The 23,340-nt window shown below is 38.3% G+C and carries 15 protein-coding genes, 2 tRNA genes and 3 rRNA genes; 9 read left to right on the top strand and 11 right to left on the bottom strand.

Annotated elements, in window-relative coordinates:
- Nucleotides 1–97: 97 nt before the first annotated feature.
- The 6 genes from IHE43_RS05115 to IHE43_RS05090 all read right to left on the bottom strand — a co-directional run bounded on the left by IHE43_RS05115 (nucleotide 98) and on the right by IHE43_RS05090 (nucleotide 7,288).
- Nucleotides 98–2,239 (bottom strand): bifunctional aldolase/short-chain dehydrogenase, encoded by a 2,142-nt coding sequence (locus IHE43_RS05115; RefSeq protein WP_192186974.1) that lies wholly within the window; start codon nucleotides 2,237–2,239, stop codon nucleotides 98–100.
- 482 nt (nucleotides 2,240–2,721) lie between these two features.
- On the bottom strand, nucleotides 2,722–3,552 hold the full coding sequence (locus IHE43_RS05110) for an amidohydrolase (protein WP_192186973.1): 831 nt from the start codon (nucleotides 3,550–3,552) through the stop codon (nucleotides 2,722–2,724).
- A 6-nt stretch (nucleotides 3,553–3,558) separates the two neighbouring features.
- Nucleotides 3,559–4,356 carry an SDR family oxidoreductase gene (locus tag IHE43_RS05105; protein ID WP_192186972.1) on the bottom strand — a complete coding sequence of 266 codons (798 nt, stop codon included), beginning with the start codon at nucleotides 4,354–4,356 and terminating at the stop codon, nucleotides 3,559–3,561.
- Nucleotides 4,357–4,428: 72 nt separating this feature from the next.
- Entirely contained in the window at nucleotides 4,429–5,442 is a 1,014-nt protein-coding gene (locus tag IHE43_RS05100) for a zinc-binding alcohol dehydrogenase family protein (protein WP_192186971.1), read from the bottom strand.
- A gap of 19 nt (nucleotides 5,443–5,461) precedes the next feature.
- A complete protein-coding gene (locus IHE43_RS05095; RefSeq protein ID WP_192186970.1) occupies nucleotides 5,462–6,316 on the bottom strand; it encodes a fumarylacetoacetate hydrolase family protein in 855 nt (284 codons plus the stop codon).
- A gap of 207 nt (nucleotides 6,317–6,523) precedes the next feature.
- Complete coding sequence (locus IHE43_RS05090; RefSeq protein WP_192186969.1) at nucleotides 6,524–7,288, bottom strand: SDR family NAD(P)-dependent oxidoreductase; 765 nt, start codon at nucleotides 7,286–7,288, stop codon at nucleotides 6,524–6,526.
- A gap of 335 nt (nucleotides 7,289–7,623) precedes the next feature.
- Between IHE43_RS05090 and IHE43_RS05085 the strand changes: the two genes are divergently transcribed.
- The 8 genes from IHE43_RS05085 to IHE43_RS05050 all read left to right on the top strand — a co-directional run bounded on the left by IHE43_RS05085 (nucleotide 7,624) and on the right by IHE43_RS05050 (nucleotide 16,572).
- Nucleotides 7,624–8,772, top strand: a complete 1,149-nt coding sequence (locus tag IHE43_RS05085; RefSeq protein ID WP_192186968.1) for an ABC transporter substrate-binding protein — start codon at nucleotides 7,624–7,626, stop codon at nucleotides 8,770–8,772.
- Nucleotides 8,769–9,914 (top strand): CaiB/BaiF CoA-transferase family protein, encoded by a 1,146-nt coding sequence (locus IHE43_RS05080; RefSeq protein WP_192186967.1) that lies wholly within the window; start codon nucleotides 8,769–8,771, stop codon nucleotides 9,912–9,914. The genes IHE43_RS05085 and IHE43_RS05080 overlap by 4 nt, the downstream gene beginning before the upstream one ends.
- The gene (locus tag IHE43_RS05075) at nucleotides 9,911–11,050 is read left to right on the top strand and encodes a CaiB/BaiF CoA-transferase family protein (RefSeq protein WP_192186966.1); all 1,140 of its coding nucleotides are present in this window, start codon (nucleotides 9,911–9,913) and stop codon (nucleotides 11,048–11,050) included. Before IHE43_RS05080 ends, IHE43_RS05075 begins: the two co-directional genes overlap by 4 nt.
- Entirely contained in the window at nucleotides 11,051–12,274 is a 1,224-nt protein-coding gene (locus IHE43_RS05070; protein WP_192186965.1) for a sugar ABC transporter substrate-binding protein, read from the top strand.
- A gap of 3 nt (nucleotides 12,275–12,277) precedes the next feature.
- Nucleotides 12,278–13,345: a Gfo/Idh/MocA family protein gene (locus IHE43_RS05065; RefSeq protein WP_192186964.1), complete on the top strand. Its 1,068-nt coding sequence runs from the start codon at nucleotides 12,278–12,280 to the stop codon at nucleotides 13,343–13,345.
- 175 nt (nucleotides 13,346–13,520) lie between these two features.
- Nucleotides 13,521–13,964, top strand: coding sequence for a MaoC/PaaZ C-terminal domain-containing protein (locus IHE43_RS05060; protein WP_026983107.1), 444 nt, complete (start codon nucleotides 13,521–13,523; stop codon nucleotides 13,962–13,964).
- A gap of 117 nt (nucleotides 13,965–14,081) precedes the next feature.
- On the top strand, nucleotides 14,082–15,389 hold the full coding sequence (gene fucP, locus IHE43_RS05055) for an L-fucose:H+ symporter permease (RefSeq protein WP_192186963.1): 1,308 nt from the start codon (nucleotides 14,082–14,084) through the stop codon (nucleotides 15,387–15,389).
- An 85-nt stretch (nucleotides 15,390–15,474) separates the two neighbouring features.
- Nucleotides 15,475–16,572, top strand: a complete 1,098-nt coding sequence (locus IHE43_RS05050; protein WP_192186962.1) for a pectinesterase family protein — start codon at nucleotides 15,475–15,477, stop codon at nucleotides 16,570–16,572.
- 514 nt (nucleotides 16,573–17,086) lie between these two features.
- Here IHE43_RS05050 and rrf read toward each other — a convergent pair.
- The 5 genes from rrf to IHE43_RS05025 all read right to left on the bottom strand — a co-directional run bounded on the left by rrf (nucleotide 17,087) and on the right by IHE43_RS05025 (nucleotide 22,330).
- Nucleotides 17,087–17,196: ribosomal RNA gene (gene rrf / locus IHE43_RS05045) — 5S ribosomal RNA — on the bottom strand.
- 181 nt (nucleotides 17,197–17,377) lie between these two features.
- A 23S ribosomal RNA gene (locus IHE43_RS05040) occupies nucleotides 17,378–20,261 on the bottom strand.
- A 192-nt stretch (nucleotides 20,262–20,453) separates the two neighbouring features.
- Nucleotides 20,454–20,527: transfer RNA gene (locus tag IHE43_RS05035), tRNA-Ala, on the bottom strand.
- Nucleotides 20,528–20,619: 92 nt separating this feature from the next.
- Nucleotides 20,620–20,693: transfer RNA gene (locus IHE43_RS05030), tRNA-Ile, on the bottom strand.
- Nucleotides 20,694–20,816: 123 nt separating this feature from the next.
- Nucleotides 20,817–22,330, bottom strand: a 16S ribosomal RNA gene (locus IHE43_RS05025).
- Together the 16S, 23S and 5S rRNA genes with 2 tRNA genes alongside form the textbook arrangement of a ribosomal RNA operon.
- A gap of 391 nt (nucleotides 22,331–22,721) precedes the next feature.
- On the opposite strand from IHE43_RS05025, the gene IHE43_RS05020 reads away from it, so the two are divergent.
- Nucleotides 22,722–23,177, top strand: coding sequence for a hypothetical protein (locus IHE43_RS05020; protein WP_192186961.1), 456 nt, complete (start codon nucleotides 22,722–22,724; stop codon nucleotides 23,175–23,177).
- Nucleotides 23,178–23,340: the final 163 nt, after the last annotated feature.

Below are 23,340 nucleotides of genomic sequence, written 5' to 3'. Positions count from 1 at the left end.
GGTAAAAATAATTATAAAAAAATAACGTCCGAGGGCTGTCGGACGTTAGATTCACAAAAAACCACTTTTGCTTAAACAAACTTAAAAAAAACTATTTTTATCTATAGAAGCCCATTGATACACCACCGTCTACGTTTAAGGCATTTCCTGTCGATTTACTCAACAATCCTCCTGTGAACGCAAAACATGCATTAGCAATATCATCAGGCAATATGATTTCATTTAATAAGGTGCGTTTGGCATAGTAAGCCGGTAATTCTTCTACCGTAATACCATACGCTTTGGCACGACCTTCTGCCCATCCTCCAGACCAGATATTCGAGTCTGAGATTACAGCATCCGGATTTACCGTGTTCACACGGATTTTATCAGCTCCAAGCTCCGCTGCCATAAGGCGAGTCAAGTGAGCCTGGGCTGCTTTGGCCGATCCATATCCAGGGTTGTTCGGACCTGCAACAACAGCATTTTTAGAAACAATGTTTACAATGTCTCCGCCAAAGCCTTGTTTACGCATTACTTCAGTTCCGGCTTTCGATACAATAAATTGTCCTTTTACCAGAATGTCATATAATCTGTCCCATTCTTCAAGGGTATGTTCGGCGATTGATTTTGAGATACTGATTCCGGCATTGTTTACCACGATATCCACGCCTCCAAAAGCAAGGCAAGCTTCGTCTAATGCTTTTTCAGTGCTCTTTTCATCTGTTACATTCAATAGTGTACTTGATACGGCATCTTTTCCGAATGACTTGATAAAGTCTTTTGTTGCTTCTTCCAGTCTTTCTTCATTGATATCATTGATAATGACACAGGCGCCTTCCTGAGCAAATTTCCTGGCAATTGCCTTTCCTATTCCTCCGGCTGATCCGGTGATTAGGGCTACTCTTCCTGAAAGTGCTTTTGGTTTTGGCATTCTTTGAAGTTTAGCTTCTTCGAGTAACCAATATTCAATATCAAAAGCTTCCTGATGTGGCAGTGAAGTATATTCTGAAACTGCCTCTGCGCCTTTCATTACGTTCACTGCATTCACATAATATTCTGATGCCAGACGTGCCATGGTTTTATCCTTGGCAAAAGTGAACATTCCAACTCCGGGATATAAAATTACCACAGGATTTGGGTCACGCATTGCCGGTGAATTTGATTTCTTGCAGGCATTGTAATAATCCTTGTACATCGCCCTGTAGGCTTCAAAAGCAGGTTGTAATTTTGCTTTGATAGCGTTTACATCTGACAGGTCTTCGTTTGGATCCAGTTCCAAAACTAGCGGACTGATTTTAGTTCTTAAAAAGTGGTCCGGACAAGAAGTTCCAAGTGGAGCCAGTTTCTCCAAATCATTAGAATTGATGAATTCCAAAACTCGTGCATCATCAGTATAATGTCCGATCATCTGGCGCTCTGATGAGCAGAATCCTCGCAGGATCGGGGCCACTTTTGCAGCTTTTAATCTTCTTTGGTCCAGCTCAAGGCTTTCTATTTTTTGTCCTCCAAAAACAGGACGTTTTTTTCCATAGTTGTTCTCTAAGTAAGTCGCACATTTCTCGATTACTTCAAGGGTGTTGATATAACTTTCGTATGCTGTATCTCCCCAAGTGAAAAGTCCGTGAGAACCCAGCATGATGCCTCGTAATTTTTTTCCCTTTTTCTCCGCTTCTTCAAGGCATGATCTTAGCTGAAGTCCAAGGTCGAACCCAGGACGCTGCCAGCCCACCCAGCCGATTTCACCGTTGAATAATTCCTCGGTGATTTTTGCTCCGTCTTTCGCTGCTGCAATGGCAATAGCCGCATCAGGATGCAGGTGGTCAATATGTTTGAAGGGTAAGAATCCGTGTAATGGTGTATCGATAGAAGGCGCTTTTGAAGCCAGATCGAAAATACAGTGGTTGAATAATTCTACCATCTCATCTTCAAATTCAATGCCTCTGTAAACATTCTCCAGATTACGAAGTCTCTCTAAATAAAGTGCCGCACAACCTGATTTTGTAAGTGTTCCGATATCTCCTCCGGAACCCTTGATCCACATTACTTCTGAGTCTGCTCCCGTTAAAGGATCCTTGTCCGTAATCTTAACTGAAGTATTTCCTCCTCCGTAATTGGTCAATCGCAAATCAGCTCCCAAAAGGTTGGAACGATAAATGAAAAGCGCTACTTCATCTCCTGCCAAAGCTGCTGCCTTAGACTCATCCCACAGATAGCTTACATGCTTAAAATTCATAGGTGTTGTATTTATATTCGACATTTTATATCTTTTTAACAATAATCTAAAATATTATGGTGTAAAATAAGAGAATGTAAAAAACATAACTATCCTGTACTATCCTTGTATGAAACGAAACGTATTCGATTGATAACTAAATCTTAACAATTGAAGCAAATACTAAAACGGAAAAAAGAATTCAAGGAAAAAAGAAGTAAAAACGTATCTAATTACATGAAAATTAGATAGAAAGTCTAAAACCAAATTGGTAAAAAGGAAGTAAAAAATAACGCAGAAAAGTCTTTTTGAAGTGCTTTTAAAATATACTTAATCTATAGAAATTCTAAAAATTTAACTTTATGAATTTGCATTATTTTTAATTCAATTGAAAAATCAAATTTTATAATGACGAAAGGGCTTTAAAAATATAATGGAAAAATAAAAAGTGCTTCCAAATTTGATCAAAAAAACTTGATTTAAACTTTTAGAAGCACTTTTAAAATTTAAGTTTTATCAATTTAAAACTAAAGTTTATAAAATGATGTAGCATTTTCATGCCAGATTTTATTTTGATTTTGTACAGCTAATTGAGCAATATAATCTTCTAAAGTTTTTACCACTTCTGTATAATTTGAAGCCACATTACAAACCGGCCAATCTGACCCGAACATTAATTTATCAGCAGAAAAATTTTCAAAAATAACATCTAAATAAGGTTTTAAATCATCTGTTTTCCATGTTTCCCAATTGGCTTCGGTAACCATTCCAGAGATTTTGCACAAGACATTTTCGGCTTTGGCAATTTCTACAATTCCCTTTTTCCATGATGAAATATCTCCCGATTTAATATCCGGTTTTGCGATATGATCGATTACAAAAGGCTGATCCGGAAACTGATTTACCAAATTTATGGCAGCAGGTAACTGTCGATGAAAAATAAGAATATCATACGTATAATTAAACTGTTTCAAAGCAGCGATTCCGTTTTGGAAATCTTTTCTCAGCATAAAATCATCCGCTTCGCCCTGAACGACATGTCGAAAACCTTTTATCTTTTTATGATTTGAAAAATGATTTAATCGTTCTTCAATTGTTACACCGCGCAAATCTACCCACCCCACGACTCCTTTTATGAAATCATTTTTTGCTGCGAGATTTATCAAAAAATTAGTTTCATCTTCCGACTGACTTGCCTGAACAGCAACACAGCCTGAAAACTGATTTTCCTGAAGCAACGGCAAAAGATCTTCGGGCAAAAAATCTCTTTGAATTTTCTGCATGGTTTCATCGATCCAGCTATCTCTTACGGGATCAAATTTCCAAAAATGTTGGTGTGCATCAATTCGGTTATTCATATGGTATTAATTTACATCGTTGATTAAAGCGCGGTCCAAATGTACGTAACCTCCATCAACAAAAACAAATTGTCCTGTAGTATGCGATGAACGATCCGAAATAATAAAAAGTGCTGTATCTGCAATTTCTTCTGTTTGGGTCATTCTTCCTTTTAGTGGAATACTTTTATTGATTTTTTTCAAAACAGCTTCACCGTCCGGTACTGTTTTAATCCAGTCTTCGTATGCCGGCGTATAACTTTCGGCAATAATAATCGCATTCGAACGAATTTCATACTGAATTAAATCAACCGCCCATTCTCTTGTAAGTCCGAGAACTCCTCCTTTTGCAGCAGCATAACCTGAAGTTCCGCCTTGTCCGGTCAGAGCCACTTTAGAACCAATATTCAGAATATTTCCTTTTGATTCTTTTAAATATGGAAGTGCGTATTTCACCAATAGAAAATAACTTACGACATTTAGTTTCAAAGAATTCATAAATTCCTCATAAGTCGAATCTAAACCGGCGCCATCATTTACGCCAACGTTATTAATTACGGCATCGATTCTTCCGTATTTCTCTACGATTTTCTTTACTGCATTCTCCATCTCAACAGGATCTGTAACATCTGTTTGTACAAACAAAGCATCTATTCCTTTCTTTTGAAGTGCTTCTGCATAACCAAAACCTCTGCTGTTTCTGTCTATCAACACCGGAATTGCACCTTCATCAGCCAATCGGTTAATGATGGTTTCTCCAATACTGCCTTGTTTTCCTGCCGAACCCGACACGACTACAATTTTATCTTTTAATCTTAAATCCATTTTGTGGTTATTAAAGTCTCTGGTTAAACCCGACAGGTTTTAAAAACCTGTCGGGTTTAACTAGATAATAGTTTATTCTATTTCAATCAACGCTTTAATTACATTATTTTTTGGATCAATTAATTGTCCAAAATCAGTAATCATTTCTGAGAAACTAGTTCGGTGCGTAATGTATTTTTTCGGATCAATTTTTCCATTTTTAAGACATTCCATTACATATTCAAAATCTTCAATAGTCGCATTTCTGCTGCTCATTAAAGTGGATTCCCTTTTATGGAAATCAGGATGACTGAAACTCAATTCTCCTTTTTGAAGCCCAACCAAAACAAATCGGCCACCGTGAGAAATATAATTAAAAGCGCTGTTCATGACATTTCGGTTTCCTGTTGCATCAATCACAACATTAGCCATATCGCCGTTTGTAATTTCTGCCAGTTTTTGAGCCACATCATCATGTAACGGATTTATTGTTTCATCAGCATTCAATTCATTTTTGCAAAAACCCAATCGGTATTCGTTGATATCCATCACGATTACTTTGGCTCCTGCAATTTTAGCAAATTGAATCAATCCGATACCAATTGGCCCCGCACCCATAACCAAAACGGTATCAGTAGGTTTTACTGCCGCTCTTCTTACACCATGTGCTGCAATTGCCAAAGGTTCAACCAATGCCAACTGATCGTAATCCAAACCCTGACCATGAAGTAAATATTGCTCCGGAATAGTTACATATTCTGCCATTCCACCGTCAATATGAACTCCAAAAACTTTAATATTTACGCAGCAATTGGTTAATCCGTTTCTACAGGCAACACATTTTCCGCAGTTAAAGTACGGAATAAAAGTTACTTTATCACCCGGTTCAAAACCTTTTGCGTTTCCTTTTACATATTCTGCAGCAAGTTCATGACCCAAAATTCTTGGATATTCGAAGTAAGGCTGAGTTCCGCCAAAAGCGTGAATATCAGTACCGCAAATTCCAATTCTTTTAATCTTCAATAAAACCTCACCTTCTTTTGGTTCCGGAATTGCTTTTTCTTTTAGAATAAACTCCTGCGGTTTTTCACATACAATAAATTTCATCTGAGAATTTTCTTTTAAGTTATTTTGAGTACGCTACTGCAGTTTGTTTGCTGGTTCCTAAACCTTCAATTCCCAATTCTACAACATCACCTGCTTTAAGATAAATTGGATCTGGTTTTATTCCCAAACCAACTCCCGGAGGTGTTCCCGTACTAATGATATCGCCAGGAAGCAAAGTCATAAACTGACTTAAATAATGTACTAAAAATGGAATTTTGAAAACCAAATTCAATGTATTACTGTCTTGGTATTTTTTACCATTTACAGTCAACCACATTGATAAATTATCAACATCTTTTACTTCATCTTTAGTCGCCAAAAAAGGTCCAAGTGGCGCAAATGTATCGCTTCCTTTTCCTTTTGCCCATTGCCCGCCGCGCTCTAACTGATAAGCTCTTTCACTATAATCATTAAGCAGAGCATAACCTGCAACATAATCCAAAGCTTCCGCTTCTTCTACATAACTTGCTTTTTTACCCACCACAAATGCCAGTTCTACTTCCCAATCTGTTTTTTCACTATTTTTTGGAATGATCAAATTGTCATTTGGCCCGCATAAAGAAGTAGTCGATTTAAAAAAGATGATTGGTTCTGTCGGAATTGGCGCACCGGTTTCTTTGCAGTGATCTACATAATTTAGTCCAATACAAATTATTTTTGAAGGTCTCGCTACCGGAGAACCCAAACGTATACTAGCATCAACTTCAGGTAAAGTTGGATTACTGTCTAATGCTTTTTGTAATTTCTCCAAGCCATTTTCTTCAAAAAAGCTTTCGTTAAAGTCGGTTACAATTGACGAAACATCATATCTCTTTTCACCAATTAAAACTCCTGGTTTTTCTTTTCCTATTGCTCCAAAACGTATTAATTTCATTTTTTCTTTTTAAGGTTCTGAGGCACTAAGGTTCTGAGGTACTAAGGTTTAAAAAGCCTTAGCATTTTAGTACCTCAGAATCTCAGTACCTTTTTTAAATTATTTATTTTTACGGTGTTGAGTTGTATTTCAATTGCTATCGGAATTGAGAATCTAAGTCTAAAAAAACCTTAGAATCTTAGCATCTCAGAACCTTAGCCCCTTTTCTCAGTTATTTAATTTGATAAATCCTCCGTCGATTGGGTAATCACAGCCTGTGATGAATCCGGCTTCGTCGCTGCATAGGTATAAGGCCAATGCCGCAATTTCATCTGGTTTTCCCATTCTTCCTATTGGTTGAGACTGTGATAATTTTTCGAACATTTCTTGTTCTTTTCCAGCATAGTTTTTTGAAATAAAACCGTCTACAAAAGGGGTGTGAACCCTTGCAGGGGAAATCGAATTACAACGAATGTTTTCTTTTATATAATCTTTTGCAACAGATAATGTCATTGCCATAACAGCTCCTTTGGCAGTTGAATAAGCAAACCGGTCCGGAATACCAACCCACGCCGCGATTGATGCCATATTGATAATGACACCGCCATTTGAAAGCCTAAATTGTGGAATCGCAGCAAACAAACAATTGTAAACTCCTTTTACATTCACCTCCATTACGCGATCAAAATCTACTGCTGGCGTAGTGTCTACTTTTCCAACATGTGCGATTCCGGCATTGTTGATTAGAATATTGATGTTGCCGATTTTTTCAAATGTTAAAGTTACTTCTTCCTGACTAGCCACATTACAAGCATACGATAAAGCATTTCCACCCGCTTTTAGAATTTCATCTAATGTATCCTGAGCACTTTCAATAGTCAAATCTATAATATGAACTTCAGCTCCCTGTTTGGCGAATAAAGTTGCAATTGCTCTTCCTATCCCACTTCCGCCTCCGGTTATTACCGCTTTTTTATTTTTTAATGAAAACATTTCTATCGTTATTAAGTCTTTTATTTATCGTTTTATTTTTAAAAATCTATTCGAAATTAATAAATGTAAAAAACACAATTACAAAAGTATATTTTAATATTAATATTTGAGATATATTTTCATCTGAATCTCCCAAAATGACTAAACTTTAATATATTATAACACTTTTTACAAATTTTGTAAAAAAATTACAACTTACTTCAACATACTTCAAAAAACTACTGTTAATAAACTCCTCTTCTATTGTTCAATTCAATCTTATTTCTATTTTTGTAATTGTATTTTTTACATTTATTAATTTTCGAATAAAATCATCCATATAAATTTTATTAAAAATGACATTATTAAAAGGAATAACCTGGAATCATACAAGAGGTTTATTGCCAATGGTTGCTACAGCTCAACGCTTTACAGAACTGAATCCCGGAGTTGAGATTACCTGGGAGAAAAGAAGTTTACAAGAATTTGCAGATGCTTCTATCGAAGATTTAGCAAAGCGTTTTGATTTACTTGTAATCGATCATCCATGGACAGGCTTTGGCGCACACTCAAAAACCATCTTACCATTATCAGATTATTTATCATCAGAATATATAAAAGATCAGGAAATAAATACCGTTGGCCGCTCTTACGGCAGTTATGTTTTTGACAACAAATTATGGGCATTGCCAATTGATGCAGCTACACCAGTGGCAGCAGCACGTTTGGATATTTTAGAAAAACAAGGATTAAAAGTTCCGCAGACTTATGATGAATTGTTGGCTCTAGCCAAAAAAGGACTAGTGGCTTTTGCCGGAATTCCGGTCGATGTTTTAATGAGTTTTTATATGTTTTGCTGTAGTTTAGGTGAAGTACCTTTTCAATCTACACAAAAAGTTATTTCTCCTGAAACAGGAAAAAAAGCGTTGCAAATGTTCAGGGAATTGGCACAATTAATTGATCCGGCTAATTTTAACCGAAACCCAATTCAGGTTTATGAAGCAATGGTAAACTCAGACGAAATTGCCTATTGCCCATTTGCTTATGGATATTCAAATTATTCAAGAACAGGATACAGCACAAAATTGCTTCATTTTTATGATTTAGTTCGTTTGAATGATCAGCCAATGATCAGCTCTTTGGGCGGAACAGGATTAGCAATTTCTTCCTTTAGCAAACATATTCCGGAAGCTATTAAATATGCAGAATTTACAGGTTCGTCTCAGGTTCAGCAAAATATTTTTGCTGATAATGGCGGACAACCCGGACATCTTCAGGCATGGAAAAGTGATAGAATCAATTCGGTAACACATGATTATTTCAAAAACACTTTACCAACTTTAGAACGCGCCTTTTTACGCCCCAGATATTCCGGACATATGTATTTTCAGGATCATGCAGGCGATGTCGTTCGTGATTATTTAATGAATGGCGGAAATGAAGAAGTGGTTTTAGAAGAAATGAATTCGCTTTATGCGAAATCTTTAAACTTAGTAACAACATGAAACCATTAGAAGGATTAATTGTTTTAGAATTCTGCCAGTTTTTGGCTGGACCTTCTGCCGGATTAAAATTAGCTGATTTAGGTGCAAGAGTCATTAAAATCGAGCGTCCAGTAAAAGGTGAAGCTTGCAGACAATTAAGCATAAAAGATCTTTTTGTTGATGACAGCAGTTTGTTGTTTCATACCATCAATAGAAATAAGGAATCATTTGCGGCAGATCTTAAAAACCCGGAAGATTTAACTCTGATTAAAAAATTAATCGCCAAAGCTGATATTATGACCCATAATTTCAGACCCGGAGTGATGGAAAAAATAGGATTGGATTTCAGCGAAAGCTTAATTATCAATCCAAAAATAATATACGGAACGATTACCGGTTACGGAAATATTGGTCCTTGGGCAAAAAAACCAGGACAAGATTTATTATTGCAATCGCTTTCCGGATTAAGTTGGTTAAGCGGTCGAAAAAGTCAGGGACCAGTTCCGTTTGGTTTAGCTGTCGCCGATTTAATGTGCGGAAATCATTTCGTTCAGGGAATTTTAGCCGCATTATTGAAAAGAGCCAAAACCGGAAAAGGAGTTTTGGTAGAAGTAAGTTTACTGGAATCTGTTTTGGATGTACAATTTGAAGCGATTACATCTTTCTTAAATGACGGCGGACAATTGCCGGAAAGAGGCGATGTCAAAGGAAGTGCACATGCTTTTCTGAGCGCGCCTTATGGTGTTTATCAAACTCAGGACGGTTATATTTCATTGGCAATGGGAGATTTAATTTTTATTGGAAATACTTTAGGAGTCAATCTCAATAAATACGCTGACAAACAAGATTGGTTTACTTTCAGAGATGAAATCAGAGCATTGTTAGCTGAAAAATTAGCAACTCAAACCACAGATTATTGGCTTCATTTATTACAAAAAGAAGGGATTTGGTCTGGAAAAGTGCTCAATTATAAGGAATTAGACAATCAGCCATTTGTAAATGAATTGCAATTGAAACAAACCGTTCAAAATTCTGTCGGAGAAAAATTGGTTACAACCCGAAGTCCAATTCAGCTTGACGGAAAAATTTTAACTAGTGCAAAAGCGGCTCCTTCAGTTGGAGAAGATAATATAAAAATACACGAACAATTTTTAAGCGAATGAAACCTTTAGAAGATTATTTAATAGTAGATTTTAGCCAGTTTCTTTCAGGCCCGTCAGCGAGTTTACGTCTGGCTGATTTAGGTGCGCGCGTTATAAAAATTGAAAAACCGGGAACGGGAGATATTTGCCGAACCTTATATACTTCTGACTTGATTATGAACGGAGAATCCTCTGTTTTTCATACTATCAACAGAAATAAAGAATCATTTGCTATTGATTTCAAGCAACCTGAAGAACTAGAGAAATTAAAAAAATTATTGGCTAAAGCCGATGTAATCATGCATAATTTCAGACCAGGCGTAATGGAACGCGTGGGATTAAGTTATGAAGAAGTCAAAGCGATAAATCCAAATGTAATTTATGGATCAATCTCTGGTTTTGGTGAACATCCGGATTTAAAAGATTTGCCAGGACAAGATTTATTATTACAGTCTTTAACGGCTTTAACATGGCTGAGCGGAAATCAGGAAGATGGTCCGGTTCCGATGGGATTATCGATTGTTGATATGTTGGCTGGAGCACATTTGGCTCAGGGAATTTTAGCCGCTTTGTATAGAAAAGCGACGCATAATATTGGAGCAATGATTCAGGTGAGTATGTTAGAATCTGCTTTTGATTTTCAGTTTGAAACCATTACAACCTATTTTAATGATGGAGGAGAATTGCCTGTCCGAACCAAAACCAATAATGCACATGCTTATTTAGGTGCGCCATACGGAATTTATAAAACCAAAAATGGCTATTTAGCTTTGGCAATGGGTTCTATTCCGGTTTTGGCTTCGCTTTTAAAATGTGATGCCTTATTACAATTTCCTGAAAACAAGTTTCATTTGAGAGATGAAATCAAAAATATTTTGGCCGAACATTTACAAACTCAGAATACGGATTTCTGGTTGAGCATTTTAGAACCGGCAGATATTTGGTGTGCTGGTGTTTTAAACTATCGACAGCTTTTTGCAGAAGAAGGTTTTAAAGTTTTAGATTTCACGCAAAAAGTTCAAATGTTGGATGGTTACTCCTATCAAACAACAAGATGTCCTATTAAAATTGATGGCGAATATTTAACTTCCGGAAAAGGTTCTCCAAAATTAGGGCAAGACAATGAAAAAATTATTAAAGAATTTATCGCTGTCTAAATGGAAAAGTTAAGAATCGCAGTTAGAAAATTTGATCCCTTTGAAAGTACCCTTCAAAAGCTATGGGATTTGTTTTGCCTGAAAAACAACATTACTGTTGAAGCAGAAATGATTCCGTTAGAATTGCACGATCTTTATGAAGAAACCATTACTAAGGAAGGTTTAAAAAAAGGGAAATGGGATATCGGCCACATCAATACCGATTGGATTTTTGATGCTGCCAATGAAAAAGCGGTTCTTGATTTAACTTCATTTATCAATCAAAATCCACCGCAGGATTATCCTGATGGATGGCATCAGTCTTTATTAAATTTACAACAAATCAATAATGGAACTTATGGACTACCTTTTCATGATGGACCTGAATGTTTGATTTTTAGAAAAGATCTATTTGAAGATTTAGCCGAAAAACAAAACTTCAAAACTCAATTTGGTTATGAATTGCATCCACCAAAAACATGGGAACAATTTGTTCAGATTGCTGAATTTTTTAATCGTCCCGAAGAAAATTTATATGGTTGCGTTTTTGCCAATTACCCGGACGGCCACAATATGGTTTTTGATTTTTGTTTGCAATTATGGACACGAGGCGGATCTTTATTAAACGATAAAAATCAGATTGATATTAATCATTCTGCAGCAATTGAAGCTTTAGATTTTTATAGAAATATTGTAAATAATAAAAATGCTGTTCACCCAAAATCGAAAAATTTTGGTTCTGTCGAAGCTGGTTTGGCTTTCGCCGAAGGAGAAGCTGCGATGGCAATTAACTGGTTTGGTTTTGCTTCAATGTGTGAAGTTATAGCAGAATCAAAAGTTAAGGGCAAAGTAGATATTACCGAGCTTCCCTCCGATCTTAATCACAAAACCGCTTCTTTAAATGTTTATTGGTTGTATACAATTGGTATTGGAAGTAAACACAAAGAACTTGCCTACGATTTTTTACGATTTGCTACTTCTCCAAAAAGCGATAAATTATTAACTAATGAAGGCGGAATTGGTTGCAGAAAATCAACCTGGAATGATATTGAGATCAATAAAATTATTCCATTTTACCATAAATTGGAAATACTTCACGAAAATGCTTTGACTTTACCACAAACTCCGGTTTGGCCAAAAGTAGCAGAACTTATAGATCAAATGGTTTTGAAAGCTTTGGAAAGTGATATTCCATCCAAAAAATTAGTAGAGGAAACTCAAAATACAATTCAAAAAATTATTTAAGTCATGAATATTCCCTATAAACCTAAATTACCGGAAACAAATCAACCCATTATCATTATTGGCGCAAGTGGTATTGTAAAAGATGCACATTTGCCTGCTTATGAAATGGCTGGTTTTACTGTTTTTGGTATTACAAACAGAACGATTTCGAAAGCGCATGATTTGGCAAAGCAATTTAAAATTACACATGTTTTTGAAAATGTTGCCGATGCTGTGCAACATGCTCCTTCAAATGCTGTTTATGATATTACCGTTCTTCCAGATCAATATATTGAAATTCTAGAGCAACTTCCGGATGGCGCAGCTGTACTTATTCAGAAACCAATGGGAAATGATTTGGCGCAAGCTCGCGAAATTGTAGCCGTTTGTGAAAGAAAAAAGTTGGTTGCCGGAATTAATTTTCAATTACGTTTCGCCTCTTTTGTAAGTGCTGCCAGACATTTAATCACTGAAGGAATTATTGGTGACTTGTATGATTTGGAATTTAAAGTTACCGTAAATACACCATGGGAATTATTTCCTCTGATTAAGGAACACCCAAGATTGGAAATTCTTTTTCATAGTGTTCACTATATCGATTGCATCCGTTCCTTTTTAGGAAATCCAAATAGTGTGATGGCAAAAACGGCAAAACATCCCCTAAAAAAATTATCCTCAAGCCGATCTACAATTATTTTAGATTACGGAGAAGACAAACATGTGGTGATTAATACCAATCATGATCATCATTTTGGACCAAAACACGAAGAAAGTTATATTAAATGGGAAGGAACAAAAGGCGCCATTAAAGCAAAAATGGGCTTATTAATGAATTATCCTGATGGATTACCAGACGAATTTGAATATTCAGTAGTAAATGAAAATGGTGAATATGAATGGGAAAAGATAGAATTGGAAGGTTCCTGGTTTCCTGAAGCATTCATCGGAACAATGTCAAACTTAATGCGTTTCAAAGAAGGCTCTGACTCTAAATTACTAGCAAGCGTCCAAGATGTTTTAGATACCATGAAAGTAGTCGAAGCCTGCTACATAAGCAACAAAAGCGGAGGAGTTTCACTAAACGAATTATGATTTTTTTACCATATAAGTGATATAAGTTCATTTAACTCAGTTTGCGCAGAAAAAAATAAAATCATATAAGAAGTAAAAAATAAGCCATAAAATTTAAATAAGCTCTGTTAAGCTTCACTCAAAGTATTGAATGAACTTATATAACTTATACGGTGAAAAAAAAAAAAAAAAAACTATGTATTTCAAATCAACATTTTTTGAAGATTACCAAATTGGCGACAAACGCGTCACTTTTGGCAGAACTATTACTGAAACCGATTTTGTAGTTCATGCAGGACACACAGGAGATTTTTTCCCACATCATATGGATGAAGAATGGTGCAAAACGCAGCCTTTTGGACAACGCATCGCACACGGAACTATGGTTTTCAGTATAGGAATCGGTCTTACAGCATCAGAAATCAATCCGGAAGCTTTTTCTAAAGGCTACGATCGTATGCGATTTGTAAAACCGGTACATATTGGCGACACCATTCATTCTGAAATTACGATTTCTGAAAAAGGTGAAGCCAAAAAACCAGATATGGGTACCGTAACGGAGCACGTCGAAATTATCAATCAAAGAGGTGAAGTCGTTCTGGTATGCGATCACTTACTATTAGTTAAAAAGAATCTTTAATTTGAGGTACAAAGGTTCAAAGTAACAAAGGAACAAAGTTGGTCACCTAGAATTAACTTTATCTCTAAGCCTTTGAACCTTTGCATCTTTGAACCTTTAACAAAAACTATCTAACCAATGCAAATAACCAATCAAACTGGCGATCAACATGAAGTCGCTACAGAAAAAGGAACAGGAACACAATATCTTTTGCCTTTTATTTTAATTACCAGCTTATTTTTCCTTTGGGGAATGGCACACAATCTGGATTCTATTTTAATTCCGCACTTAAAAAAAGCATGTGAATTAAACAACCGTCAATCGACGTTAATTGATACATCGGTCTTTTTCGCTTATTTTATTATGGCCATTCCAGCTGGAATGCTAATTAAGCGCTTTGGTTATAAAAACAGTATTATTACTGGTTTACTCGTTTTTGCGACTGGAGCTTTTTTATTCGTTCCCGCTGCAAATACCAGAACTTACGAATTATTTTTATTTGCTTTATTTGTAATCGGATGTGGTTTAACTATTTTAGAAACCAGCGCAAATCCTTATGCAGCAATTCTGGGACCAGCAGAGTCATCATCAAAAAGATTAAATTTAGCTGCTTCATTTAACGGTTTAGCCGCCATGGTAGCACCAATTGTTGGTTCTCTATTTATCTTATCCGGAAAAACACTTACACCAGAACAAATGGCAGCAATGCCTGATGCTACAAAATCAGCCTATCTATTAGAAGAAGCTTCGTCTGTAAAATTACCTTATATTATTCTAGGAAGCGTGTTGGTTTTAGTCGCTATCTTATTCTATTTCATGCATTTACCAGCTATGAAACCACAGCATACTGAAGTTGAAGTTAAGCCTGGATTTTTCTCGGTTTTGAAATTCTCTCATTTAAGCTGGGCAGTTGTAGCACAGTTTTTTTATGTTGGAGCACAAGTTTGCATTACAAGTTTCTTTATCAGAATTGCACAACAAGGAGCTGGATTAGATGAAAAAACGGCTGGATATTATCTTGGTATCTATGGTTTCCTATTTATGGCCGGGCGTTTTATCGGAACTTTCTTTTTGAAATTCGTTAAAGATTATGTTTTACTTTCTATCTATTGTATAATAAGTATTTTTCTTTGTTTAGTAGCCATTTACGGAACTGGAATTTATGTTATTTATGCACTTGGCGGAATCGGATTCTTTATGTCAATCATGTTTCCAACTATTTTTTCATTAGGACTTGTTGAACTAAAATCGAATACTGAAACTGGTTCATCCTGGTTAGTAATGTCCATTGTGGGTGGAGCAATTTTACCATACGGAATGGGAACTTTAATTGATATGAATCATGACGATATTCAATCTGGATATATTATTCCGTTAGTTTGTTTTATTATTATTCTTTCATTTGGAGTTTTCGGACATAAAGTAAAAACTCAGGTTGCAGCATAATTAATTTTCATTTTTTCATAAATTACCAAGATGTTTTTCTTAATTGATGAACACCTTGGTAATTCCATTTTAAATCAAATTTCAGATGAAAAAGACGTTTCTAATTCTTTTATTAGTACTTGCGCATAGCAGCACATTTTTTGCTCAAAAAAGTAAAACTGCTTATGACATCATTGTAGCTAAAGATGGAAGCGGAAATTTCACTAAAGTACAAGATGCATTTGATGCAGTTCCTGATAATTCAAAAAGAACTATAATTTTTGTAAAGGCAGGAATCTATAAAGAAAAATTGAAGCTCATTTCTTCCAAGAAAAATGTAACCTTAATTGGAGAATCTTATAAAAACACAATCCTGACTTATGATGATTACGCTGAAATAGCTGGTGGTACAAGCAAATCATTTAGTACGCTGATTGAAGCAGATGATTTCTATGCAGAGAATATCACTTTCGAAAACACAATAGACAGCAATTTACCTCAATATAAAAAAGGAGGTCAGGCAGTAGCCTTAATGGTTAATGGTGACAGAACTATATTTCACAATTGCAAAATAAGCGGTTTTCAGGACACTTTTTATCTTAAAGCAAATAAGAGAACCTACATAAAAGATTGTATTATTGACGGCACAACAGATTTTATTTTTGGTTCAGCCATTGCCCTATTTGAAAACTGTTTTATTCAAAGTAAAAGAGATTCCTATATCACGGCGAGTAATCAGGATGTCGGAAAAAACAAATACGGTTTTGTCTTTAAAGATTGTGTTATAATGGCAAATCCTAAAGAGGATGCCACAAAAGTTTCTTTAGGAAGACCGTGGGGTACAGGTGCTAATGTAGTTTTTATTAATTGCTTTGAAGAATCACATATTATACCTGAAGGTTGGTCTGTATGGTCAAAAGATCCGGAACACAAAGCATTCAACAATTGGAAAACTACTTTTTATGCCGAATACAATTGTTACGGTCCAGGTTACAAACCAAATAATCGTATTGCCTGGTCACACCAATTAAACGAAACGAAAGCTTTAGAATATACAAAAGAAAAGATATTTGTAGCCAACACAACAACTGCTAATAATCTTGAAGGAGACTGGAATCCGACTATTGAAAATGATAAGTGTAAAATTATATTGCCTTCAAAAAAAGCAAAGAATGCAAATTCCGTTTTTAAAAAGGGTTTTTAACTAAAAAAAACAAGGTAAATTCGAAATTATAAAGGATCATCTCCAATATATATTTTCAGTAGATAAGAAATACGAACCGAATCCTTACCTATTAGTGAGGATTTTTTTATTAGCTAAACTTTATATAAGTAACGGTGAACAAGAAATCCAGTTTTCAGAAGAAATTCCAACTTTTAAATCCCAAATTCCAATCCAAAGTATCGAGGCTTAGTTTAACTTTCATAAGAAATTTGATACCGCAACTGCTATTTAACCACAAAGAGCGCAAGGGATTACGCAAAGTTCACCACGAAAAGCCTTTGCGAACCTTATACACACAGTAATAAACACACCGGATAAAAAATTCTTAGATTGCAAATCTCTTATTTTATTTTGACATTTCATCCCCAAGATTTGTTCTTGATCCCAACTTTTGCGCATGATCCATGATCCCCTTTGCGCTCTTTGCGGTAAAAAACACAAAGTATTGCAAACAAAAAAATCCCCATCAAATAAATGATGAGGATCTTTAAAAGAAAGGCGACGACATACTCTCCCACATAACTGCAGTACCATCTGCGCAGGCGGGCTTAACTACTCTGTTCGGGATGGGAAGAGGTGAGCCCCGCCGCAATAACCACCTTAAGGTTGTTAGTCTAAAGTCCAAAGTCATAAAGTTGTAAAGTCTTTCGACTTTGGACTTTAATCTTTCGACTTAAAGACTGCTCTGCGTCGAGCAAATATCTTAACATACTGAGATAAAGAAAGTTTTTTATTTATTAGAAAGTTTCTTCTCCCCCGTCTTTTGGACGGGAGAGAAAAGGGTGTACATAAGCTTACGGATTATTAGTACTACTCGACTATGACATTACTGCCTTTACATCTATAGCCTATCAACGTGGTCATCTTCCACGATCCTTAAAAGAAATCTCATCTTGTGGTGGGTTTCGCGCTTATATGCTTTCAGCGCTTATCCCTTCCAAACGTAGCTACTCTGCGGTGCCCCTGGCGGGACAACAGATACACTAGAGGTTTGTCCAATTCGGTCCTCTCGTACTAGAATCAGATCCACTCAAATTTCTAACGCCCACAGTAGATAGAGACCGAACTGTCTCACGACGTTCTGAACCCAGCTCGCGTGCCACTTTAATGGGCGAACAGCCCAACCCTTGGGACCTTCTCCAGCCCCAGGATGTGACGAGCCGACATCGAGGTGCCAAACCCCCCCGTCGATATGAGCTCTTGGGGGAGATCAGCCTGTTATCCCCGGCGTACCTTTTATCCTTTGAGCGATGGCCCTTCCATGCGGAACCACCGGATCACTATGCTCTACTTTCGTACCTGATCGACCTGTATGTCTCTCAGTCAAGCTCCCTTATGCCATTGCACTCTACGCACGGTTACCAAGCGTACTGAGGGAACCTTTAGAAGCCTCCGTTACTCTTTTGGAGGCGACCACCCCAGTCAAACTACCCACCAAGCAATGTCCCCCGCAAAACGGGGTTAGGCCTCAGATAAACAAAGGGTTGTATTTCAACAATGACTCCACAACGCCTGGCGACGCCACTTCACAGTCTCCAACCTATCCTACACATCATTTATCCAAGGTCAATACTAAGCTATAGTAAAGGTGCACAGGGTCTTTTCGTCCCACTGCGGGTAAACGGCATCTTCACCGTTACTACAATTTCACCGAGCTCATGGCTGAGACAGTGTCCAGATCGTTACACCATTCGTGCAGGTCGGAACTTACCCGACAAGGAATTTCGCTACCTTAGGACCGTTATAGTTACGGCCGCCGTTTACTGGGGCTTCAATTCAATGCTTCTCCGAAGATAACATCTCCTCTTAACCTTCCAGCACCGGGCAGGTGTCAGGCCCTATACTTCATCTTACGATTTTGCAGAGCCCTGTGTTTTTGATAAACAGTCGCCTGGACCTCTTCACTGCGGCCCTGTATTGCTACAGGGCGACCCTTCTCCCGAAGTTACGGGTCTATTTTGCCTAATTCCTTAGCCATGAATCTCTCGAGCACCTTAGGATTCTCTCCTCAACTACCTGTGTCGGTTTACGGTACTGGTACTAATTACCTGAAGTTTAGAGGTTTTTCTTGGAAGCCCTTAGGCGCACTATCTCTTTGTCCGAAGACTCCGAGTACTATCGTATTTCCCCAAGACGCGTGGATTTGCCTGCGCATCTTATAGGTAGGTACTTCAACGAACTATTCCGTCAGTTCGCGGCGCTTTCATCACTCCGTCACCCCATCACAGTAATTAGTAGTACGGGAATATTAACCCGTTAGCCATCGACTGTCCCTTTCGGGTTCGCCTTAGGACCAGACTAACCCACAGCTGATTAGCATAGCTGTGGAAACCTTAGTTTTTCGGTGTGCGGGTTTCTCGCCCGCATTATCGTTACTTATGCCTACATTTTCTTTTCTAACCAGTCCAGCATACCTTACGATACACCTTCAACCCTGTTAGAATGCTCCCCTACCACTTACAGTTACCTGTAAATCCATAGCTTCGGTAATACGCTTATGCCCGATTATTATCCATGCTCGTCCGCTCGACTAGTGAGCTGTTACGCACTCTTTAAATGAATGGCTGCTTCCAAGCCAACATCCTAGCTGTCTGGGCAGACAAACCTCGTTCTTTCAACTTAGCGTATATTTGGGGACCTTAGCTGATGGTCTGGGTTCTTTCCCTCTCGGACTTGGACCTTAGCACCCAAGCCCTCACTGCTGAGAAACATTATATAGCATTCGGAGTTTGTCAGGAATTGGTAGGCGGTGAAGCCCCCGCATCCAATCAGTAGCTCTACCTCTATATAACTTAATTCAGCGCTGCACCTAAATGCATTTCGGGGAGTACGAGCTATTTCCGAGTTTGATTGGCCTTTCACCCCTACCCACAGGTCATCCGAAGACTTTTCAACGTCAACCGGTTCGGACCTCCACTGTGTGTTACCACAGCTTCATCCTGCCCATGGGTAGATCACACGGTTTCGCGTCTAACACTACTGACTAAAGCGCCCTATTCAGACTCGCTTTCGCTACGGATCCGTGGCTTAACCACTTAACCTTGCCAGCAACGTTAACTCGTAGGCTCATTATGCAAAAGGCACGCCGTCACCCCACGAAAGGGCTCCGACCGCTTGTAAGCGTATGGTTTCAGGATCTATTTCACTCCGTTATTCACGGTTCTTTTCACCTTTCCCTCACGGTACTGGTTCACTATCGGTCTCTCAGGAGTATTTAGCCTTAGCGGATGGTCCCGCCAAATTCAGACAGGGTTTCACGTGCCCCGCCCTACTCAGGATACCACTATCTATTACACTTGTTACCCATACGGGACTATCACCCTCTTTGGTGTCACTTTCCAGTAACTTCCGGTTCCTTGTGCATAAAATGTCGTGGTCCTACAACCCCAGCATTGCCGTAACAACACTGGTTTGGGCTAATCCGCGTTCGCTCGCCACTACTTACGGAATCACTTTTGTTTTCTTCTCCTCCGCCTACTTAGATGTTTCAGTTCAGCGGGTTTGCCCACCTATCGGTGTACTATGTCTTCAACATAGTGGGTTGCCCCATTCAGGTATCTACGGATCAATCGGTGTGTGCCCGTCCCCGTAGCTTTTCGCAGCTTATCACGCCTTTCATCGCCTCTGAGAGCCTAGGCATCCCCCATACGCCCTTATTTTGCTTATTGTACCAATCATAAAATAAATTACGACCGTTTTTTTTTTGTTTTCTACAATAAATTGTAAAAAACGCTTTCTACTTTTTATTATTTTCTTATCTCAATATGTCAATGAACTTTATTTAGTCGAAGGTCAAAAGTCGAAAGTCGTCAAGTGAATCACTTTGGACTTTATAACTTTAGACTTTAGGACTAAAATCGTGGAGAATAACGGAGTCGAACCGTTGACCTCCTGCGTGCAAGGCAGGCGCTCTAGCCAGCTGAGCTAATCCCCCATTTTTTAGTTGTCAGTTAACAGTTTTCAGTTAACAGTACTTAAAACGGTTACTCAACCTCTAAAATTTCCTTTTTTTTAAGACTAAAATAGTTGTCTCGGACAGACTCGAACTGTCGACCCCTACATTATCAGTGTAGTACTCTAACCAGCTGAGCTACGAGACACTCTTATTCTTAAAATTTATTATTTGAACTAACAGCAAGAGTAAAATAGTCTTAAAATTATAATCCTATAGAGCTTCTTCTTTTTTCCCCATCGTGTGCAAGCACTAACAATTGGGGCTCTAGAAAGGAGGTGTTCCAGCCGCACCTTCCGGTACGGCTACCTTGTTACGACTTAGCCCTAGTTACCAGTTTTACCCTAGGCAGCTCCTTGCGGTCACCGACTTCAGGCACCCCCAGCTTCCATGGCTTGACGGGCGGTGTGTACAAGGCCCGGGAACGTATTCACCGGATCATGGCTGATATCCGATTACTAGCGATTCCAGCTTCACGGAGTCGAGTTGCAGACTCCGATCCGAACTGTGACCGGTTTTATAGATTCGCTCCTGGTCGCCCAGTGGCTGCTCTCTGTACCGGCCATTGTAGCACGTGTGTAGCCCAAGGCGTAAGGGCCGTGATGATTTGACGTCATCCCCACCTTCCTCACAGTTTGCACTGGCAGTCTTGTTAGAGTTCCCGACATGACTCGCTGGCAACTAACAACAGGGGTTGCGCTCGTTATAGGACTTAACCTGACACCTCACGGCACGAGCTGACGACAACCATGCAGCACCTTGTAAATTGTCTTGCGAAAGATCTGTTTCCAAACCGGTCAATCTACATTTAAGCCTTGGTAAGGTTCCTCGCGTATCATCGAATTAAACCACATGCTCCACCGCTTGTGCGGGCCCCCGTCAATTCCTTTGAGTTTCATTCTTGCGAACGTACTCCCCAGGTGGGATACTTATCACTTTCGCTTAGCCACTGAGATTGCTCCCAACAGCTAGTATCCATCGTTTACGGCGTGGACTACCAGGGTATCTAATCCTGTTCGCTACCCACGCTTTCGTCCATCAGCGTCAATCCATTAGTAGTAACCTGCCTTCGCAATTGGTATTCCATGTAATCTCTAAGCATTTCACCGCTACACTACATATTCTAGTTACTTCCTAATAATTCAAGTTTAACAGTATCAATGGCCGTTCCACCGTTGAGCGATGGGCTTTCACCACTGACTTATTAAACCGCCTACGGACCCTTTAAACCCAATGATTCCGGATAACGCTTGGATCCTCCGTATTACCGCGGCTGCTGGCACGGAGTTAGCCGATCCTTATTCTTACGATACCGTCAAGCTGCTTCACGAAGCAGTGTTTCTTCTCGTATAAAAGCAGTTTACAATCCATAGGACCGTCATCCTGCACGCGGCATGGCTGGATCAGGCTTGCGCCCATTGTCCAATATTCCTCACTGCTGCCTCCCGTAGGAGTCTGGTCCGTGTCTCAGTACCAGTGTGGGGGATCTCCCTCTCAGGACCCCTACCCATCGTAGCCTTGGTAAGCCGTTACCTTACCAACTAGCTAATGGGACGCATGCTCATCTTTTACCGTTGTGACTTTAATAGTAGAATCATGCGATTCAGCTATACTATGAGGTATTAATCCAAATTTCTCTGGGCTATCCCTCTGTAAAAGGTAGATTGCATACGCGTTACGCACCCGTGCGCCGGTCTCTCTATCCGAAGATAAATACCCCTCGACTTGCATGTGTTAAGCCTGCCGCTAGCGTTCATCCTGAGCCAGGATCAAACTCTTCATCGTATATTGTTTGCTCTAATCAATTAAAGCTAATTATTATTCGAATCAGTCTCTATCGGTTCATTTAATTAATCTCTCGATTATCTTACTCTTTATTCTTTTGCTCTAACATCTCTGTTAAAGCGGCTGTCAATTCAATATGTCTACGAACGTGTCTTCTTTTTAATTTCGCTTGTCTCTCAAAGCGGGTGCAAAAGTAGAAAACTTATTTCTAACTGGCAAATGTTTTTTGAAGTTTTTTTTAAAGAAAATTTACTTTCCTTTTTCCTCTATAACCTTACCAATCTATCAATGAACTTTCCCTGTTTTGCGGGGTGCAAATGTAACATCCGTTTTCAAATCTCACAAGCTTTTTGAAATCTTTTTTTGAAAAAATTTTTCAATCTTTATTCCTATGCCTGTCAGTATTTCAGTGAACGTCTGTCGTTGTTGCGGGTGCAAAAGTAGCACCTTTATTTACATTTACAAGGGTTTTTATTATATATTTTCCATCTTTTTTATAAGTAGCTGGTATGGCGGTTTTTATAATCCAAAGTTTTTTTGCCTGTTTCAGGGTTTTGCCTGTTTGGGGCGATTTTACGTGGTTTTTGCCACAAAGGCGCCAGGAAATAAAGTTTGGTTTTCCCTTTTTATTGGGCTTTGCCTGCTTTTAAAAAAGGCACAAAGCTGGATTCTTCCGTGTTTTTCTGGTTCTTGCAAACCCGGTAAGGTGCAAAGTCCTCTTTTTTCTTCCGGAAAACGATTAGCTTCTTTTAAAAACGAATCCCCTAGCCCCGATAGTAGTGCAAATCCTTTTGCTTTTTTCTTTAAAAAGCAAAAGATTGAAGCGGATAGCGGGAATAGCTCCTGAAAATTACAATAAACGGAATACCAAATTCCAATTGCAAGAGCTTCCACTACGCTCAGCCTAATAAAACTACTCTTATATATTATAATAATATTTCCTCCTTATATATATGTATAAAAACAAACCCGACAGCTTTTGGAAAACTGTCGGGTTTGAATTGTTATCC

It is taken from the genome of Flavobacterium sp. MDT1-60, from assembly GCF_014844035.1.
Classification (GTDB): domain Bacteria; phylum Bacteroidota; class Bacteroidia; order Flavobacteriales; family Flavobacteriaceae; genus Flavobacterium.
Note: the sequence above shows the minus strand (reverse complement) of the source record. Positions and strands in the feature narration are given on the sequence as shown.

Bases quoted from the DNA above. Each gene is read 5' to 3' on its own strand.
- IHE43_RS05115 (WP_192186974.1), bottom strand. From the start codon at position 2,239: ATGTCGAATATAAATACAACACCTATGAATTTTAAGCATGTAAGCTAT.
- IHE43_RS05110 (WP_192186973.1), bottom strand. From the start codon at position 3,552: ATGAATAACCGAATTGATGCACACCAACATTTTTGGAAATTTGATCCC.
- IHE43_RS05105 (WP_192186972.1), bottom strand. From the start codon at position 4,356: ATGGATTTAAGATTAAAAGATAAAATTGTAGTCGTGTCGGGTTCGGCA.
- IHE43_RS05100 (WP_192186971.1), bottom strand. From the start codon at position 5,442: ATGAAATTTATTGTATGTGAAAAACCGCAGGAGTTTATTCTAAAAGAA.
- IHE43_RS05095 (WP_192186970.1), bottom strand. From the start codon at position 6,316: ATGAAATTAATACGTTTTGGAGCAATAGGAAAAGAAAAACCAGGAGTT.
- IHE43_RS05090 (WP_192186969.1), bottom strand. From the start codon at position 7,288: ATGTTTTCATTAAAAAATAAAAAAGCGGTAATAACCGGAGGCGGAAGT.
- IHE43_RS05085 (WP_192186968.1), top strand. From the start codon at position 7,624: ATGACATTATTAAAAGGAATAACCTGGAATCATACAAGAGGTTTATTG.
- IHE43_RS05080 (WP_192186967.1), top strand. From the start codon at position 8,769: ATGAAACCATTAGAAGGATTAATTGTTTTAGAATTCTGCCAGTTTTTG.
- IHE43_RS05075 (WP_192186966.1), top strand. From the start codon at position 9,911: ATGAAACCTTTAGAAGATTATTTAATAGTAGATTTTAGCCAGTTTCTT.
- IHE43_RS05070 (WP_192186965.1), top strand. From the start codon at position 11,051: ATGGAAAAGTTAAGAATCGCAGTTAGAAAATTTGATCCCTTTGAAAGT.
- IHE43_RS05065 (WP_192186964.1), top strand. From the start codon at position 12,278: ATGAATATTCCCTATAAACCTAAATTACCGGAAACAAATCAACCCATT.
- IHE43_RS05060 (WP_026983107.1), top strand. From the start codon at position 13,521: ATGTATTTCAAATCAACATTTTTTGAAGATTACCAAATTGGCGACAAA.
- fucP (WP_192186963.1), top strand. From the start codon at position 14,082: ATGCAAATAACCAATCAAACTGGCGATCAACATGAAGTCGCTACAGAA.
- IHE43_RS05050 (WP_192186962.1), top strand. From the start codon at position 15,475: ATGAAAAAGACGTTTCTAATTCTTTTATTAGTACTTGCGCATAGCAGC.
- IHE43_RS05020 (WP_192186961.1), top strand. From the start codon at position 22,722: ATGCCTGTCAGTATTTCAGTGAACGTCTGTCGTTGTTGCGGGTGCAAA.